Source organism: Pigmentiphaga sp. MLSB6-MA01, from assembly GCF_058793475.1.
In genome coordinates this window covers 397,097-412,286 of sequence record NZ_JBXAFV010000003.1, presented here as the reverse complement: position 1 = coordinate 412,286, position 15,190 = coordinate 397,097, and the positions used below count along the sequence as shown (strand labels likewise).

16 protein-coding genes are annotated in these 15,190 nt (G+C 67.8%); 11 read left to right on the top strand and 5 right to left on the bottom strand.

Translation table 11 applies throughout. From position 1 onward, the window contains the following. The first annotated feature begins 28 nt into the window (after positions 1 to 28). Positions 29 to 499 carry an Lrp/AsnC family transcriptional regulator gene (locus AC1Q6E_RS07540; RefSeq protein ID WP_152797959.1) on the top strand — a complete coding sequence of 157 codons (471 nt, stop codon included), beginning with the start codon at positions 29 to 31 and terminating at the stop codon, positions 497 to 499. 33 nt (positions 500 to 532) lie between these two features. On the opposite strand, the gene glmU is transcribed toward AC1Q6E_RS07540, so the two are convergent. Beyond that, the gene (gene glmU / locus AC1Q6E_RS07535) at positions 533 to 1,915 is read right to left on the bottom strand and encodes a bifunctional UDP-N-acetylglucosamine diphosphorylase/glucosamine-1-phosphate N-acetyltransferase GlmU (RefSeq protein ID WP_492572489.1); all 1,383 of its coding nucleotides are present in this window, start codon (positions 1,913 to 1,915) and stop codon (positions 533 to 535) included. Between the two features lie 67 nt (positions 1,916 to 1,982). Between glmU and AC1Q6E_RS07530 the strand changes: the two genes are divergently transcribed. Next, entirely contained in the window at positions 1,983 to 2,849 is an 867-nt protein-coding gene (locus AC1Q6E_RS07530) for a DUF6279 family lipoprotein (protein WP_492572488.1), read from the top strand. Between the two features lie 15 nt (positions 2,850 to 2,864). Here the strand turns inward: AC1Q6E_RS07530 and AC1Q6E_RS07525 are convergent, their stop codons facing one another. From AC1Q6E_RS07525 to AC1Q6E_RS07510, 4 genes are all read right to left on the bottom strand, one after another. Beyond that, positions 2,865 to 3,494, bottom strand: coding sequence for a thioredoxin domain-containing protein (locus AC1Q6E_RS07525; RefSeq protein WP_152797962.1), 630 nt, complete (start codon positions 3,492 to 3,494; stop codon positions 2,865 to 2,867). A 25-nt stretch (positions 3,495 to 3,519) separates the two neighbouring features. Beyond that, positions 3,520 to 4,707, bottom strand: coding sequence for an FIST signal transduction protein (locus AC1Q6E_RS07520; protein WP_152797963.1), 1,188 nt, complete (start codon positions 4,705 to 4,707; stop codon positions 3,520 to 3,522). 76 nt (positions 4,708 to 4,783) lie between these two features. After that, positions 4,784 to 5,491 (bottom strand): PhaM family polyhydroxyalkanoate granule multifunctional regulatory protein, encoded by a 708-nt coding sequence (locus AC1Q6E_RS07515; RefSeq protein WP_152797964.1) that lies wholly within the window; start codon positions 5,489 to 5,491, stop codon positions 4,784 to 4,786. 25 nt (positions 5,492 to 5,516) lie between these two features. Beyond that, positions 5,517 to 6,509, bottom strand: a complete 993-nt coding sequence (locus AC1Q6E_RS07510) for a fumarylacetoacetate hydrolase family protein (protein WP_152797965.1) — start codon at positions 6,507 to 6,509, stop codon at positions 5,517 to 5,519. Positions 6,510 to 6,676: 167 nt separating this feature from the next. Here AC1Q6E_RS07510 and AC1Q6E_RS07505 point away from each other — a divergent pair, with 167 nt between their 5' ends. The 9 genes from AC1Q6E_RS07505 (at position 6,677) to AC1Q6E_RS07465 (ending at position 15,186) form a co-directional block, all read left to right on the top strand. After that, a complete protein-coding gene (locus AC1Q6E_RS07505) occupies positions 6,677 to 7,411 on the top strand; it encodes a DUF3108 domain-containing protein (protein ID WP_152797966.1) in 735 nt (244 codons plus the stop codon). Positions 7,412 to 7,723: 312 nt separating this feature from the next. Then, entirely contained in the window at positions 7,724 to 8,650 is a 927-nt protein-coding gene (locus tag AC1Q6E_RS07500) for a dihydrodipicolinate synthase family protein (protein ID WP_152797967.1), read from the top strand. 75 nt (positions 8,651 to 8,725) lie between these two features. Next, complete coding sequence (locus AC1Q6E_RS07495; RefSeq protein ID WP_152797968.1) at positions 8,726 to 9,694, top strand: tripartite tricarboxylate transporter substrate binding protein; 969 nt, start codon at positions 8,726 to 8,728, stop codon at positions 9,692 to 9,694. Between the two features lies 1 nt (position 9,695). Then, a complete protein-coding gene (locus AC1Q6E_RS07490) occupies positions 9,696 to 10,706 on the top strand; it encodes a Bug family tripartite tricarboxylate transporter substrate binding protein (protein WP_296558865.1) in 1,011 nt (336 codons plus the stop codon). A 28-nt stretch (positions 10,707 to 10,734) separates the two neighbouring features. After that, on the top strand, positions 10,735 to 11,511 hold the full coding sequence (gene hyi, locus AC1Q6E_RS07485) for a hydroxypyruvate isomerase (protein WP_152797970.1): 777 nt from the start codon (positions 10,735 to 10,737) through the stop codon (positions 11,509 to 11,511). 23 nt (positions 11,512 to 11,534) lie between these two features. Beyond that, complete coding sequence (locus AC1Q6E_RS07480; RefSeq protein WP_152797971.1) at positions 11,535 to 12,440, top strand: 2-hydroxy-3-oxopropionate reductase; 906 nt, start codon at positions 11,535 to 11,537, stop codon at positions 12,438 to 12,440. A 66-nt stretch (positions 12,441 to 12,506) separates the two neighbouring features. After that, the gene (locus AC1Q6E_RS07475) at positions 12,507 to 13,265 is read left to right on the top strand and encodes an IclR family transcriptional regulator (RefSeq protein ID WP_492572487.1); all 759 of its coding nucleotides are present in this window, start codon (positions 12,507 to 12,509) and stop codon (positions 13,263 to 13,265) included. A gap of 95 nt (positions 13,266 to 13,360) precedes the next feature. After that, on the top strand, positions 13,361 to 14,236 hold the full coding sequence (locus AC1Q6E_RS07470; protein WP_152797973.1) for a dihydrodipicolinate synthase family protein: 876 nt from the start codon (positions 13,361 to 13,363) through the stop codon (positions 14,234 to 14,236). Continuing rightward, entirely contained in the window at positions 14,233 to 15,186 is a 954-nt protein-coding gene (locus AC1Q6E_RS07465) for a Bug family tripartite tricarboxylate transporter substrate binding protein (RefSeq protein WP_152797974.1), read from the top strand. Before AC1Q6E_RS07470 ends, AC1Q6E_RS07465 begins: the two co-directional genes overlap by 4 nt. Positions 15,187 to 15,190 lie beyond the last annotated feature (4 nt).

The window sequence follows — 15,190 nt, the reverse complement described above, 5'->3', positions numbered from 1 at the left end:
GTTGAAAATTTCACTTATTGACCTGCCTATGAGCGTGGCCGTGGATCTCGATGACGTCGATCGGCGCATTCTGTCGGTTTTGCAGAACGATGCGACGCTGACCAACCAGGAACTGGCCGCGCGCGTGCACGTGTCGGCGCCGACCTGCCTGCGCCGCGTCCGGCGGTTGATCGAGCAGGGTGTGATCGAGAAGCAGGTGGCCATCGTGTCGCCCGAGAAGGTGGGCGCGGGCCTGACCGGCATCGTCGAGATCACGCTGGACGTGCAGGCGGCCGAGCGCCTGGCCGAATTCGAGGCCGCCATGGCGCGCGAGACCGCCGTGACCCAGTGCTACCGGGTCTCGACCGGACCGGATTTCGTGCTGGTGGTGCAGGTCCCCGACATGGCCGCCTACCATGCGCTGGCGCATCGGGCGTTCACGGCCCAGGGGAACGTGCGCAACGTGCGCACGTTCTTCTCGGTGCACCGGAGCAAGTTCGATACGCGGGTCGCGATCTGAAAGCCGGCGGCGCGCACGCGCCGCCTTCCGGCCTTACTTCTTCTTCACCGGCCGCTTCCAGCCTTCCACCGTGGTCTGCGGCGCGCGGGTCAACGTCAGCTTGTCCGCGGGCGCGTCCTTGGTCAGCGTGGTTCCGGCGCCCAGCGTGGCGCCGCGGCCCACCGTGACGGGAGCGACCAGTTGGGTGTCCGAGCCGATGAAGACATCGTCCTCGATGACGGTGCGCGACTTGTTGACGCCGTCGTAGTTGCAGGTGATGGTGCCCGCGCCGATGTTCACCCGCGCGCCCACGGTCGCGTCGCCGACGTAGCTGAGGTGGTTGGCCTTGGAGCCGGTATCGAAGCTGCTGTTCTTGATCTCGACGAAGTTGCCCACGTGGGTCTGGTCGCCCAGCTGCGTGCCGGGGCGCAGCCGCGCGTAGGGGCCGATACGGGCATCGGCGCCCACGGTGGCGCCGTCCAGGTGGCTGAAGGCCGCCACGCGGGTGCCCGCGCCGACGCGCACGTCGCGCAGCACGCAGTTCGGGCCCACGGACACGCAGTCGGCCAGCTCCACGCTGCCTTCGAAGACGCAGCCCACGTCGATGAAGACGTCGCGGCCGCAGTGGAGGCTGCCGCGCACGTCGAAGCGGGCGGGGTCGGCCAGCGTGACGCCGGCTTCCAGCTGGCGTTCGGCCTGGGCACGCTGGTAGATGCGTTCCAGTTCGGCCTGCTGCACCCGGCTGTTCACGCCCAGCGTCTCCCTGTCGTGGCCGGGGGCGGCGGACAGCACCGGCGTGCCGTCGGCCACCGCCATCGCGATGATGTCGGTCAGGTAGTATTCACCTTGGGCGTTGTCGTTCTTCAGCGCGGCCAGCCAGCGCTTGAGCGCGGCGGTGGGCGCGGCCAGGATGCCGGTGTTGACCTCGCGTATGGCCCGTTCTTCGGGCGAGGCGTCCTTGTGTTCGACCACCCGGTCGATGGCGCCGGCGCCGTTGCGCACGATGCGTCCGTAGCCGGTGGCGTCGTCCAGTTCCACCGTCAGCACGGCCACCGCGCCGGGCCGCGAGGCCTGGGCGTCCAGCAGCCGCTTCAGGGTGTCGCTGTCCACCAGCGGCACGTCGCCGTACAGGACCAGGGTGACGTCGCCGGGCGCGTCGCCGCCCGCCAGCTCCGGTACCGCCTGTTGCACGGCGTGCCCCGTGCCCAACTGCGGTTGTTGTAAAACGAATCCGAGGTCCGTGTCCTGTTCGTAATGGCGCTTGACCGTGTCGGCGCCATGGCCGACCACCAGGACGATGCGGGAGGGGGCCAGCGCCCGCGCGGCGCCGAGCACGTGGGTCAGCATGGGGCGGCCCGCCAGTCCATGTAGTACCTTGGGCAGGTCGGACTTCATGCGCTTGCCCATGCCGGCGGCCAGGATCACGATGTTCAGCATTTGCAGCACTACTCCGCTTGGAGATGGGTGAAAGCGTGGCAGTTTAAGGCAGCTTCGAGACGAATATATGATCAGAAGTGTATTGATCGTTGTCATCCTGGGCCTCTTGGCCGCGTGCAGCGGCGTCAGGCTGGGCTACAACAGCGCGGACAAAGTACTGGCCTGGCGCATGGACGACTGGTTCGACCTGTCCGACGGGCTGCGCCAGCCGGCCCGCGACCGCCTGCACCGGGTGCTGGCCTGGCACCGGCAGGAGGAACTGCCGCGCTATGCCCATATTCTGCGCTCGGCCGAGCGCAGGCTGGCCGACCCGGCGCCGCTCGGCGCATCCGAATTGCTGGCTTTGCAACAACAGGTGACAGGCCGTCTGCAGGTACTGGGCGGCCGGGTGGCCGACGAGTTCGCCGAGGTGCTGGTCCAGTTCGGTCCCGCGCAGCGCCGGCGGCTGCTGGCGCGCCTGGCCGAGAACAACGACGAGTTCCGCGAGGACTACGTGGAGGCGGACGCGGGTGCCCTGCGCAAGCGCCGCATCGACCAGTTGGTGGACCGCTACCAGTTCTGGCTGGGGCGGCTGTCTCCCGGGCAGCGCGCCCACATCGAGCATTGGGTGGAGGTGCGCGGCACGGATGCGGCGTGGCGCCTGTCGCTGCGGCAGGACCGGCAGCGGGTATTCGTCGGGATCGTGGACGAAGCGGTCCAGGGCAAGTCGCCGCCGCAGACCGCCTCGCGGCTGCGGGCGTTCTTCTCGGACCTGGAGGCGCCGTCCGCGGCGCCGGTGCGGGCGCGCCACGAAGAGGGCGAACGGGCCCGCGCGCAGTTGACCGCCGATCTTTTCAACATGGCCACGCCGGCCCAGCGCGACAAGGCGCGCGAGCGGCTGCGCCGGCTGGCCGAGGATTGCCTGGCGCTGGCCGAGCAGGGCGCGGGGTCGTAGCGGCCCGGGCCGCGGTCAACCCGCCAGCAGTTTCTCGATCTCGCGGGTCATGCGGGCGTCGGTGGGTTCGACGGCGCTGGGGAAGGCGGCGACGGGCTTGCCGTCGCGGCCCACGAGATACTTGTGGAAGTTCCACTTGGGTTGCTGGCCGGTCGCCCTGGCCAGCGAGGCGAACAGCGGGTTGGCGTCCTTGCCCGACACCACCGATTTCGAGAAGATCGGAAACTTGACGCCGTAGGTGTTGAAGCACAGGTCCGCGATCTGCTCCTTGGAGCCGGTTTCCTGCGCGAAGTCGTTGGAGGGGAATGCGAGTACCACCAGTCCACGATCGCGGTATTTGGCGTAGACGCGCTCCAGGCCTTCGTATTGGTAGGTGTAGCCGCAATAGCTGGCGGTGTTGACCACCAGCAGCACCTTGCCCCGGTATTGGCACAGGTTCTGCGGGGATTCGTCCTGGAGCTTGGGGAAGGTCACGTCCAGCAGGGCGGGGCAGGCGCCGGCGGGTGCGGCCGGCGTATCGGCCCGGGCGGCGCGTGGCATCGCGGCCATCGCCGCTGCCGCCAGCAGCACGGCGGCCAGCAGGACGCCGGCACGGCGCAGCGGATGCGGCGCGGCGGCCGCGCGGGGGAAATGGGATGGCTTCATGATGCGGCTCCCGGCGGGTGCGCCGTCAGAGGAAGACGGCCAGCACGCCTGCATACCAATATAGCCGGTCTTTGAAGATCTCGCCGTTGGCGTACAGGCCGATCAGCGGCAGGTCGCCCAGTTGCTGCTGGACGAGCTGCATCTCGGCCGAGGGGCCGCCGAACAAGGTGCCGGTGCGGCCCAGGCAGGATATGTAGAGCGCGCCGCGCACGCGATCCATGCCGCCGTGTTCGGACTCGATCTGCTCGCGCAGCGAAGTGCAGGCGCGGATCAGGTCGGCCTGCGCGGCGGCGCGGTCGCGGCGGCAGAACACGACGTGGTCGGCCGCTTCCAGGTCGGTGCCCAGGGCCAGCGCGCGCTCGTGCGGGTCGACGCCGATCAGCGGCCGCACCTGATAGTCGCCGTGTATGAAGGCATCGCCGTTGCCCATGCCGACGAAGGTGCCCTGCAGCATCTGCACCGCCGAGGCGGAAGGGGAGGCGCCGGCCGGCGTGGCGCGCCGCTGGAGTACGTCCGGCGCCCCCATGTCGCGCAGCAGCACGTCCAGCGCGGGGGCGCCGTCCAGGCGGTTGAGCCGGCGGCCGGTGGACTCGGTGATGCGGTGGACCGGTCCGATGGGCTGGCAGCTCTGGCTGACCCGGCTGGCGACGGCGACGTTCTCGGACAGCACCACGCCTGACAGGCCACCGGACAGGACGCTGTCGGCGATGGTGGTCTGTGGGTGGCGGCTGCTGGAGACGCCGCCGAAGACGGTCGCCCCGGCCAGCTTGCCGCGCATGTCATGGATCAGGTCGGGCAGGTCGGGGGTGGCGGCGTCGGCATGGACGAGCGCGGTCCAGGCGGCGCGGCGGCCGTCGGGCGTGCGCGCCAGCCGCTCGGGCGGCGGGGTCGCCCCCGAGAAGACCTGGAAATCATCGGGTGCGAAATCCGCCAGCATCAGTGCCATGGCGGGTTCGTCGATGTATTCGGCGGTGCCGGCCGCGATGCCCACGCCGATCGCGCCGGTCCAGTGCGTGACGCCCGTGCGCTCGCGCAGGAAGGCCAGGATGTCGGCGGCCTCGTCGGCGTGGTGGTCGGTCAGGTAAAGAAAGCCCAGCGTCGCCCCGGCGCCCGCGCCGACGCGGCTGGCCCGTTCGATCTGCGCCAGGCACAGCGACGCCGACATGCGCCAGTCGGGATGCGTGGCGTGGGCCCAGGGGAACCGCGAACTCACGGCACCGCCCTGCCGCCGCCGCGCGGCGTCCCGCCCATGGGGCGGGCGGCGGCTGCGGTCGGCCGGGCGGGCCGGATCATGGCTGGGCCTTGGGCTTGCGGGCCCGGGATGCCGTGGCGGCGCGTCTGGCGGCGGGTTTGGCCGCTGGCTTGGGCGCGGCGGCCGGCGTGCCCTTGCCCGCCTGGGTCCCGGTCGCGGGTGGCGTGGGCATGGACGCGGCCGCGGCGGTCGCCATGCGGTTGAACTGGTCCTGCAGCATGTTCCACCAGGGGTTCGCGGCCAGTGCCTCGGCCGGCTTGGCCGAGGCCTCGGGCCCCTGGCCTTCCCCGGCCTTCGGGGCCGGATCCGGCTCGTTCCTGGTGGTGGCCTTCGCGGCGGGCCTGGCCGGCGCGGGCCGCAGTCCCAGCGCGACTTCCAGCGGCGAAGGCGGCGCGTCGGGGCTGCCGCCACCGTAGGCCTGGCCGGCGGTCTGCGCGAACGAACGCAGGGTGGAGATGGTGGCGCGCTGCACCTCCAGGCCCTGGATGGTCCCGCGCAGCATGGTCAGGTTCAGGTTCAGCCAGTTCTCGACGGCGCGCAGGTCGTTGATGCGCCGGTCCAGGTCATCGAGGCCCATCGTGGGAGAGATCGGCGCGGCCTGTGGCAGGGCGCCCAGGCTGCCCCAGACCTGGCGCAGCATTTCCATGCTTTGCAATACCGGGTTGGCGATGTTGCCATCGCTGCCGGGAAGCTGGAGGCCCGGAATGCCGAAAGGGTTGGTGGGGCCGGCGTTGTGGGAGGCCATGGCGGTTTCCTCGCGGGGGAAGGCGCTATTGCTGTTGCTGGGGCGTGGCGACGGCCTGGTCGATGGCGCCGAACAGGCTGGCGCCCGCGTCGTCGAACATCTCGATGCGTATAGTGTCGCCGAATTTCATGAAGTCGGTGGAGGCCGAGCCGTCGGCGATGACTTCCAGGCAGCGCTTCTCGGCGATGCAGGCATAGCCGACCGACGCATCCTTGTTCGATACGGTGCCCGACCCCACGATGCTGCCCGCGCGGCAATTGCGCGTCTTGCAGATATGGGAGATCAGGCGCGGGAAGCTGAACACCATGTCGGTGCCGGCGTGCGGCCGGCCGACGACCTTGCCGTTCCAGGTCACGGTGAGCGGCAGGTGCACCATGCCGTCGCGCCAGGCGGCGCCCAGTTCGTCGGGCGTGACGGCGACGGGCGAGAAGGCGGTGGCGGGTTTGCTCTGGAAGAAGCCGAAGCCCTTGGCCAGCTCGTTGGGAATCAGGTTGCGCAGCGAGACGTCGTTGGCCAGCATGACGAGCCGGATGGCGTCCGCCGCCTCGGCGGGCGTGGCGCCCATGGCGACGTCGCCGGTGATGACCGCCACTTCGCCTTCGAAGTCGATGCCGAAGGCTTCCGCGCCGCAGACGATGTCGTCGGTAGGGCCGAGGAAGTCGTCGCTGCCGCCCTGGTAGATCAGCGGATCGGTCCAGAACGTCTCGGGCATTTCGGCATTGCGCGCCTTGCGCACCAGCTCGACGTGATTGACGTAGGCCGAACCGTCGGCCCATTGGAAGGCGCGAGGCAGCGGCGCCGCGCACTGTCCGGCCGAGAACTCGAACGGCCGCGTGGCGCGTCCGGCATTCAGGGCATCGTACAGGTCCTGCAATTGCGGCGCGATGAAGTTCCAGTCGTCCAGCGCGCGTTGCAGCGTGGGCGCGATCTCGGTGGCGTAATGGGCGGTGCGCAGGTCGCGGGAAACGACGATCAACTGGCCGTCGCGCGAGCCGTCGCGGTAGGAAGCGAGTTTCATGGCTGCGTGGAAGGAATGCGATGGGGGGACGAGATGCCGAACAGTAACACGATGCCGACGGGGGCCGCCGCGGCCCCGTAGCAGTCGCTAACAGCCTGGCCGCGCGCGTCCGGTACGATAGAGGCATCATCGTATCGAGGGCCGCCCAAGCGTGGTCCGGACCTCCCATGCACGTCGTCTCCCGTTCCTCCCGCCGACATTTCGCCCGCGCTTGCGCGGTCCTGGCGCTGGCCGCCGCGGCGCCCGCCCTGCACGCGGCCGAACGCTATTCGCCGCCTGCCTCCGCCGTGCTGACCTACAAGCTCAATGCCTCGGCCAAGGGTTTCAAGATCAATGTGGACAGTACGCTGGAATGGCAGCGCAACGGTAGCGATTATCGGCTGGTCAACCGCGGCAGTTTCCTCTTTTTCAGCTTCGTCTGGGAAAGCACAGGCAAGGTGGGCGCCGATGGCCTGCAACCCGTGCGCTACCAGGAAACGCGCAACAAGCGCGTCAAGACGGCCGAGTTCGACGCCGCCGCGGGCCGCCTGCGCCTGCCCAGCGGCAACGAGGAGCCGCTCAAGCCCGGCACGCAGGACCGCATGTCGGTGCTGCTGCAATTGGCGTCCATCGGCCGCGCCGACAGCGGCGCCTTCGCCGACGGCAAGGTCGTGCCCTTCCGCGTGGCGGGCTCCAGCCAGTCGGACAACTGGCGTTTCCGGGTGGTGGGCCGCGACAAGCTGTCCACGCCCATGGGCAGCATCGAGACCGTGCACCTGAAGCGCGAACGCGACCACGACGATGGCCAGAAGATCGAGGTCTGGCTGTCGCCCGCGCACGATTGGCTGCCGGTGCGGGTGCTGTCGAACGAGTCCGACGGCGATTTCCTCGACCAGGTCGTGCAGAAGATCGAGCGCCCCTAGGGCGTCCGGCTGCTGACTCCTGCATCCGAGGCGCGGCTTCTCCGCCGCCTCGGATCGTCATCTTCAAGCTCGCGGGCGTGGAGCAAATCCACGCAATGGGCCGGCAGGCCCGAGTCGCGGCGGAATTCCACCGGCTGATTCCAAGCGAGGCGCCCACCTCTTGCGCGAAATCCAAACTCACTTTAGGATGTTCACAAGTAAAAACGTGTCGTTCATGTTTGTGAACATCACGCAGAGTTTCCCATTATCGGAGCCGTGACCGGACGGCCGCGTGTCTCCATTTTCCCGCCGTTACCTTGAAGAGAACGCATCATGACATCGACGAAGATTTTCGCGCCCGCCGACATCACCGGCATCCTGCCTCCCTTGCTCACCCCGCTCGATGACAACGAAGACATCGTCGAAAGCGTGCTGCGCCAGGAAGTGCGCTACATGCTGTCCAAGGGCGTACACGGCCTGGTCCCCGGCGGAAGCGCGGGCGAGGGCAATACGCTGTCGACGGATGAGTTGCGCCGGATCGTGGGCGTGACCTGCGACGAGGCGGATGGCAGCGTGCCGGTCGTGGCGGGCATCATCGTCAACAGCACGCGCCAGGCGATCGAGAAGGCGAAGGCCGTTGCCGACCTGGGTGTCTCCGCCCTGCAGATCACGCCGGTGCACTACATCTACAAGAACGACGACGATGCGATGATCCGCCATTACCGGACCATCTACGATGCGGTGGGCATCCCCATCATCATCTACAACGTCATTCCGTGGAACTATCTCTCGGTGGACCTGATGGTCCGGATGATGCGGGAGGTGCCCGGGGTATTCGGCGTGAAGCAGAGCGCCAGCGATCTCAAGTCCATGGCGGACCTGATCCTGCGTTGCGAGCCGCACCAGCGCATCTACGCGGCCATCGATGCCTTGCTCTATCCGACTTTCGCGCTGGACGCGCACGGCGCCATTTCCCAGATCCTGTCCGCGGTTCCCGGTCCCTGCGTGGAACTGTGGAATCTCGTGAAGGCCGGCGACCACAAGCGCGCCCTCGAACTTCATACCAGGCTGCTGCGGATGTGGAACGCCATCTCCGGCGACAACCGGCTTGCTGTCACCAAATACACCATGTCGCTGCAAGGGGTGCCGGTCGGCAACCCCCGTGCGCCGCTGACGCCGGCCTCGGCTGCGCAGCGCCGGGCCGCCGAACAGGCGCTTGCCGAACTGCTCGGGACCGAGGCGGTGCTGCAAACCGCCTGACGACGGTCGCAGGGAAGGTCGGAGCCGGACCGCCACGCCGGTCCGGTCCGGCAAAAAAAGACCAGGAGACAAGCAATGAAGCAGTGGATTCTCTGCCCGCTGACAGCGGTGATTGCGAGCGTGTCGCAGCCATTGGCGGCTGCCCCGTCTTATCCGTCCCAGCCCATCCGTCTGATCGTTCCTTTCGCGCCCGGCGGCACCACCGACGCGGTTGCCAGGGTAGTCGGCGCCAAGCTGGCGGAGATCACGGGCCAGCCCGTCGTGGTGGACAACCGGGGCGGTGGTGGAACCATCATCGGCACGGAAGCACTGGCGCGGTCGCCGGCCGACGGCTACACCATCATGCTGGCGACGCCGGACTTCACCGTCAACCCGAGCCTGCGGTCCAGGCTGCCCTATGACACCCTGAAAGATTTCACGCCCATCGGGTTGATCGGCACCTACCCCATGGTCATGGTGGCCAATGCCGGCCAGACGCTGCGGTCCGTGGGCGATTTGATCGACAGGGCGAAATCCCAGCCCGGGCAGATCAATTTCGCGTCGGCGGGCAACGGCTCCATGCCTCATCTGTGCGGCGAATTGTTCAACAGCCTGGCGGGCGTGAAGCTGACGCACGTTCCCTACAAAGGGAACGGACCGGCGCTGGCCGACCTGCTGGCCGGCCGGGTATCGGTGCTCTTCACCGGCGGCCCGGCCGTGGACGCATACATCAAGAGCGGCAAGCTGACGATGCTGGGCGTCAGCACGGCGCAGCGGCATGCCTCGCTGCCCGATGTGCCGACCTTGAGCGAGAGCGGCGTCGGGGGCTACGACGTGACTGCCTGGTTCGGTTTCCTCGGGCCGGCCGGGCTTCCCAAGGACACCGTTGCCCGCCTGAACACGGACATCGCCACCGTCCTGCGGTCGTCCGAGGTGCGCGAGAAGCTGTCGTCGCTCGGCGCCGAGCTGGGCATGGGAACGCCCGAGGCCTTCGGCGCGTTGATCCGGGACGAAGTCGACAAGTGGTCGCGCGTCGTGCGCACCGCCAACATCACGGTGGAATGACATGATCGTTGATGACTACCTCGACGCCGCGCGGGCAGGCATCGTGCGGCGCACCCTGGCGTTCATGGCCGTCCTGTTCGCCGCGTTGTCCGTCCTGCCCGCGCAGGCGCAGGAGACGTTTCCCAGCCACCCCTTGCGCATCGTCGTTCCGTTTCCCGTCGGCGGTCCGGTGGATGTGGTGTCGCGCAAGATCGCGCAACAGCTGTCGCAGCGGCTCGGGCAGCCCGTGGTGGTGGACAACCGTCCTGGCGCAAATACCATTCTCGGTGCCGACCTGGTCGCCAAGGCGCCCGCCGACGGCTATACGATGCTTGTGACGAATACCGGCGTGGTGCAGAACCCGTGGTTGTATGCCAGGCTTCCCTACGATCTGGAGTCGGACTTGCTGCCCGTCGCGCAGATCCTGGAAGCGCCGCTGCTGCTGGCCGCGAACGGCACGCTGCCGTATGGCGATGTGGCCGGCCTGCTCGACCACGAGCGTTCGCATCGAGGCAAGACGGCCTTCGGGAGCACCAGCGTGGGAGGCACGACGCACATCTACGGCGAACAGCTCAAGCGCGTGGGCAAGCTGGATACCGTCCACGTTCCGTACAAGGGCGATCCGCCGGCCTTGCAGGACTTGCTGGGCAATCGGATCCAGTGGTACTTCGCCACCGCCTCGCAAGCGGCGAAGTTCGTCGCCAATGGCCGGCTCAAGGCGCTGGGGGTGACCGGGACGCGCCGTCTGGCATCGCTGCCCGATGTTCCAACCATGGCGCAGGCCGGCTTGCCAGGTTTTGAAACCGTGGCCTGGTACGGGGTTTTCCTGCCGGCGAAGACGCCGCGACCGGTTGCCGACCGGCTGGAAAAGGAGCTCGTCGCCATCGTGCGGGGGCCGGAGCTGACCGCATTCATGGTCGACAACATGTTCTCGCCCGCCCCCCTGGACGCGGCCGCCTTCGGAAGCGTGGTCCAGGACAGCCTGGCCAAGTGGCGCGATCTCATCCAGGGCAATGGCATTCGTCTCGAATGACGCCGCCTGCCCGCAACAAGGAAACGACATGCCGAAGTTCGCCGCCAACCTGACCATGCTGTTCACCGAATTGCCTTTCATGGAGCGCTTCCAGGCCGCCGCCAGGGCGGGCTTCGAGGCGGTGGAATACCTGTTTCCCTATTCCTTCGACCGGAAGGAGCTGGCCGCCGCGCTCAAGGTCAACGGCCTGCAACAGGTGCTGCACAACCTGCCGGCCGGCGACTGGGATGCCGGCGAGCGCGGTATCGCCTGCCATCCGGCGCGGATCGACGAATTCCGCGCGGGCGTGGCGCAGGCCATCGCCTATGCCAAGGCGCTGGGCTGCCCGCAAGTCAACTGCCTGGCGGGCAAGCTGCCGCCGGACACGGGCGCCGACAAGGCGCACCGCACGCTGGTGCGCAACCTGCGCTACGCGGCCGAGGCATTGCAGGCCGAGAATATCGGTTTGCTGGTCGAACCGATCAATACCTTCGACATTCCCGGCTTCTTCCTGACCCGTACCGACCAGGCGCTGTCCTTGCTCGACGAGGTCGGCTCGGCCAATCTGCGTGTGCAGTACGACATCTACCACGCGCAGCGCATGGAGGGCGAACTGGGCAATACGCTCGGCCAGCATCTTGCGCGCATCGGCCACATCCAGTTGGCCGACAACCCCGGCCGCAACGAACCGGGAACCGGGGAAATCAACTATTCCTGGCTGTTCAGGCATATCGACGCCATCGGCTACGACGGCTGGATCGGCTGCGAATACAAGCCGCGCACGAATACCGCGGATGGGCTGGGCTGGCGCCAGGCCCTGGCCTGATGAAGAGAAAAGGAGACGTCGCCATGAACGGCACCGCACCACGCAAGATCGGTTTCATCGGCCTGGGCATCATGGGTGCTCCCATGGCCGGCCATTTGATGGACGCCGGCCACGCCTTGTTCGTCAATACCCGCAGTCGCGTGCCGGCCGCCATTGCCGGCCGGGCCGAATCCTGCGCCACTGGCGCCGAGGTGGCCCGCCAGGCGGATGTGGTCTTCCTGATGGTGCCCGATACGCCTGACGTGGAGAAGGTGTTGTTCGGCGCGCATGGCGTGGCATCGGGTCTCGTCGCCGGCAAGACCGTGGTCGATTGCAGTTCCATCGATCCGGTCGCGACCCGGGATTTCGCCCGCCGGATCGCCGCGTTGGGCTGCGGCTACGTGGATGCGCCCGTTTCGGGCGGCGAGGTGGGAGCCAAGGCGGCCAGCCTGACCATCATGTGCGGCGGCAGCGAGGCGGCGTTCGAGTCGGTGCTGCCCCTGCTCGAAACCATGGGCAAGACCGTGACGCGGGTGGGCGAGGCCGGCGCCGGACAGGTCGCCAAGGTGGCCAACCAGATCATCGTGGCGCTGAACATCGCCGCCGTGGCCGAGGCGATGGTCTTCGCAGCCAAGGCGGGAGTCGATCCGGCCAAGGTGAGGCAGGCACTGATGGGCGGTTTCGCTTCCAGCCGCATCCTGGAGGTACATGGCGAGCGCATGATCGGCCGGGCGTTCGCCCCGGGATTTCGCATTGCCTTGCATCAGAAGGACCTGAACCTGGCGATGCAGAGCGCCCGCAGCCTGGGCGTGGCGCTGCCGCAGACGGCCGGGGCGGCGCAATTGATGAATGCCTGCGTCGCGTTGGGGCATGGCCAGTCCGACCATTGCGCCGTCATCTGCGCGCTGGAGGCGCTTGCCGGGGCTTCGGTTGCCGCGTCGGAGGGGTGACGCCGCAGCGTTGGCCTTCGCTGCTGGGCACGTAGAATGTGGTCTCGTCGTATAGATGCCCAGAACATGAATGACTCCGTCAAGTCCGCTACGCGAGTGCTGGATCTCCTGGAACTCTTTTCCGTGGAGACCGGACCGCTCGGGGTGAGCGAGGTGGCAAAGAAAATGTCCATTCCCAAGAGCAGCGCCCAGGCGCTGCTCCTGACCCTTGCCGGCCGGGGCTATCTCGTCCGCGACGAGTCGGGTTACCTGCTGCCCGCGGAAATGCGCGGCGGCTGGGTCGGGGGAATGCGCAACCGCTTGCTGAGCCTGGCGACGCCGGTACTTGGCGAGATGGCGCACGAGAGCAGGGAGTCGGCATTCGTGGGCGTGCTGACCGGCGGCGGCGACGTGCAATACCTGGCCAAGGCCGTCAGCCCCCAGGAGGTGCGGTATGACGCGTCCCTGGAGCATCTTCGACCGATACACTGTACGTCCATGGGGCTCGTATTCCTGGCCCATGCCCCGGAACGCAACCTGTCGCGCTGGCTGCAGGCTTCCCGCCTGGCCGCGATCACGTCAACGACCGAGGTCGATCCCGAAACGATACGGACGTGGCTGCCAGGGATCCGGGAACACGGCTACGCGGAGATCCGCGACGGGAATGTCGAGGGGGCATCCGGTGTTTCCGCGCCCATTTTCGGCCCCAGCAACAACGTGATCGCCGCGCTCAACCTGGGCGCTCCCACCTGGCGCTACGAGAACGCCAGGCAGACGCTCATCAAGATCGTGAAGCGGGAAGCGGCCAACATCTCGCGGGCATTGGGCGCCGCCAACGAGTCATAGCCTGGCCGCGCATATCAGGCACCTACAAATTTGAAATTGGACGGGTGTTTTCCCCCTGCCTAGACTGGTGGTCACCAGATGGACAGGGGAAACACTTGAAGGGAATCATCGCTTATCTGCTGACGCCCTGCGATGCGCGGGGCGAGGTCGATCACGCATTGCTGGCCCGCCACGCCGAACGGCTGATCGGCCAAGGCGTGCATGGACTGGCGCCGCTGGGCAGCGTCGGCTGCCTGCCTTACCTCGACGATGGCGAACGCGATGCGGTCGTGCGGACCGTGATCGATACGGCGGCGGGCCGGGTGCCTGTCGTGGCCGGCGTGTCCAGTCTCACGACGGCCGGCACCGTGCGCCACGCCCGCTACGCCGAACAGGTGGGCGCGACGGCCATCCAGGTGCTGCCGAGCACGTACTGGAAGCTGACCGAGGACGAGCTGTTCGCTTACTACCGAGCGGTCTGCGAGGCGGTCTCCATTCCCGTGATGGCGTACAACAATCCGTTCACGACCGGCATGGACCTGCCCGTGGCATTCCTGCGCCGCCTGGCTGACCTGCCCAATATCACCATGCTCAAGGAGGCGAGCCCCGACGCGACGAAGATCGGCAGGCTTCGCGACGCCTGCGGCGACCGGCTGTCGATCTACGTCGGCCTGAACAGCATGGCACTGCGCGGGTTCAGCGACGGCGCGGCAGGCTGGTGCACGTCGGCGCCGAATGTCTGCGCGTCCATGATGCTGGGCTTTCATCGGTGCGTGGCGGCGGGAGACATGGCCGGCGCCGAAAGCTGGTTCGGGAAGCAGGCCGAACTACTCGACTTCCTGATGGACCATGGACTGCCGCGCACCATCACCGCCGGCCTTGAGCTGCTGGGGATGCCCGCCGGCCACCTTCGCGCGCCGCTCGCGCCGCTGGATGCGGCGCGGCGGGAGCAGCTTCGCTCGATCATCACGAAAATGGGGATACAACCATGAAGAAGACACTGCTGGGCCTGCTGGCCGCGAGCCTGCCGATTTCGTTGGCGTGGGCGCAGGGCTATCCGTCGCAGCCGATACGGATGGTCGTGCCCTTCGGGGCGGGCGGCATCACCGACACCACGGCGCGGACGTTCGCCGAAGGGCTGTCCCGCGAACTGGGCCAGCCGGTCGTGGTGGAAAACCGCGCGGGGGCGGCCGGCGCCATCGCCGCCGGCGCGGTCGCCGGCGCGAAACCGGACGGCTACACGCTGCTGGTCATCACCAACGGCATGTATGCGGTGAATCCGCTCATCTACAAGAAGCTGGCCTACGATCCCAAGCGCGATTTCACCTATGTGGCCATGCTGGCCAATACGCCGACGATACTGGCGGTCGCGCCCGGCAGCCCGTCGCGCACGCTGCAGGAACTGCTGCAGAAGGCGGCGGCGCAGCCGGAGAAGATCGCTTTTTCCACGGCGGGAGAAGGGTCCGACAACTACCAGGTCATGCAGCTTCTCCAGCAGGCCAGCGGTGTGAAGATGCTGCACGTTCCCTACAAGAGCGGTCCGGAATCGCTGACTGCGCTGATCGGCGGCAGTGTGGACGTGACCGCCATTTCCGCCGTGACCGCCGTCGGTTTCGTGGAGTCGGGCCAGATCCGGCCGTTCGCCGTCACCTCCTCCCGCCGCCTGGCGAACCTGCCCGATATCCCGACGGTGGGCGAGGTGCTGGGCAAGAATCTCGAAGGCGGGTCGTTGTCGGGCATTGCCGTGCCGGCCAAGACTCCGCCGGAGATCGTCAAGCGCCTGAACGCCGCGATCGCCGTGGTCGCCAGGAGCGATGCCGTGCGCCGGAACATCTACGCGCGCGGCAGCGAGCAGGTGGAGGGATCGCAGGAAGCGTTCGCGGCGCGCGTGGCGGCCGAACAGAAGAAGTGGGAAGCCATCCTGGGTTCGTCGGCGCAGTGACGCC

What these genes read in the sequence shown, in the direction of transcription:
- AC1Q6E_RS07540 (WP_152797959.1), top strand. Translation starts at nt 29, where the DNA reads ATGAGCGTGGCCGTGGATCTCGATGACGTCGATCGGCGCATTCTGTCG.
- glmU (WP_492572489.1), bottom strand. Translation starts at nt 1,915, where the DNA reads ATGCTGAACATCGTGATCCTGGCCGCCGGCATGGGCAAGCGCATGAAG.
- AC1Q6E_RS07530 (WP_492572488.1), top strand. Translation starts at nt 1,983, where the DNA reads ATGATCAGAAGTGTATTGATCGTTGTCATCCTGGGCCTCTTGGCCGCG.
- AC1Q6E_RS07525 (WP_152797962.1), bottom strand. Translation starts at nt 3,494, where the DNA reads ATGAAGCCATCCCATTTCCCCCGCGCGGCCGCCGCGCCGCATCCGCTG.
- AC1Q6E_RS07515 (WP_152797964.1), bottom strand. Translation starts at nt 5,491, where the DNA reads ATGGCCTCCCACAACGCCGGCCCCACCAACCCTTTCGGCATTCCGGGC.
- AC1Q6E_RS07510 (WP_152797965.1), bottom strand. Translation starts at nt 6,509, where the DNA reads ATGAAACTCGCTTCCTACCGCGACGGCTCGCGCGACGGCCAGTTGATC.
- AC1Q6E_RS07505 (WP_152797966.1), top strand. Translation starts at nt 6,677, where the DNA reads ATGCACGTCGTCTCCCGTTCCTCCCGCCGACATTTCGCCCGCGCTTGC.
- AC1Q6E_RS07500 (WP_152797967.1), top strand. Translation starts at nt 7,724, where the DNA reads ATGACATCGACGAAGATTTTCGCGCCCGCCGACATCACCGGCATCCTG.
- AC1Q6E_RS07495 (WP_152797968.1), top strand. Translation starts at nt 8,726, where the DNA reads ATGAAGCAGTGGATTCTCTGCCCGCTGACAGCGGTGATTGCGAGCGTG.
- AC1Q6E_RS07490 (WP_296558865.1), top strand. Translation starts at nt 9,696, where the DNA reads ATGATCGTTGATGACTACCTCGACGCCGCGCGGGCAGGCATCGTGCGG.
- hyi (WP_152797970.1), top strand. Translation starts at nt 10,735, where the DNA reads ATGCCGAAGTTCGCCGCCAACCTGACCATGCTGTTCACCGAATTGCCT.
- AC1Q6E_RS07480 (WP_152797971.1), top strand. Translation starts at nt 11,535, where the DNA reads ATGAACGGCACCGCACCACGCAAGATCGGTTTCATCGGCCTGGGCATC.
- AC1Q6E_RS07475 (WP_492572487.1), top strand. Translation starts at nt 12,507, where the DNA reads ATGAATGACTCCGTCAAGTCCGCTACGCGAGTGCTGGATCTCCTGGAA.
- AC1Q6E_RS07465 (WP_152797974.1), top strand. Translation starts at nt 14,233, where the DNA reads ATGAAGAAGACACTGCTGGGCCTGCTGGCCGCGAGCCTGCCGATTTCG.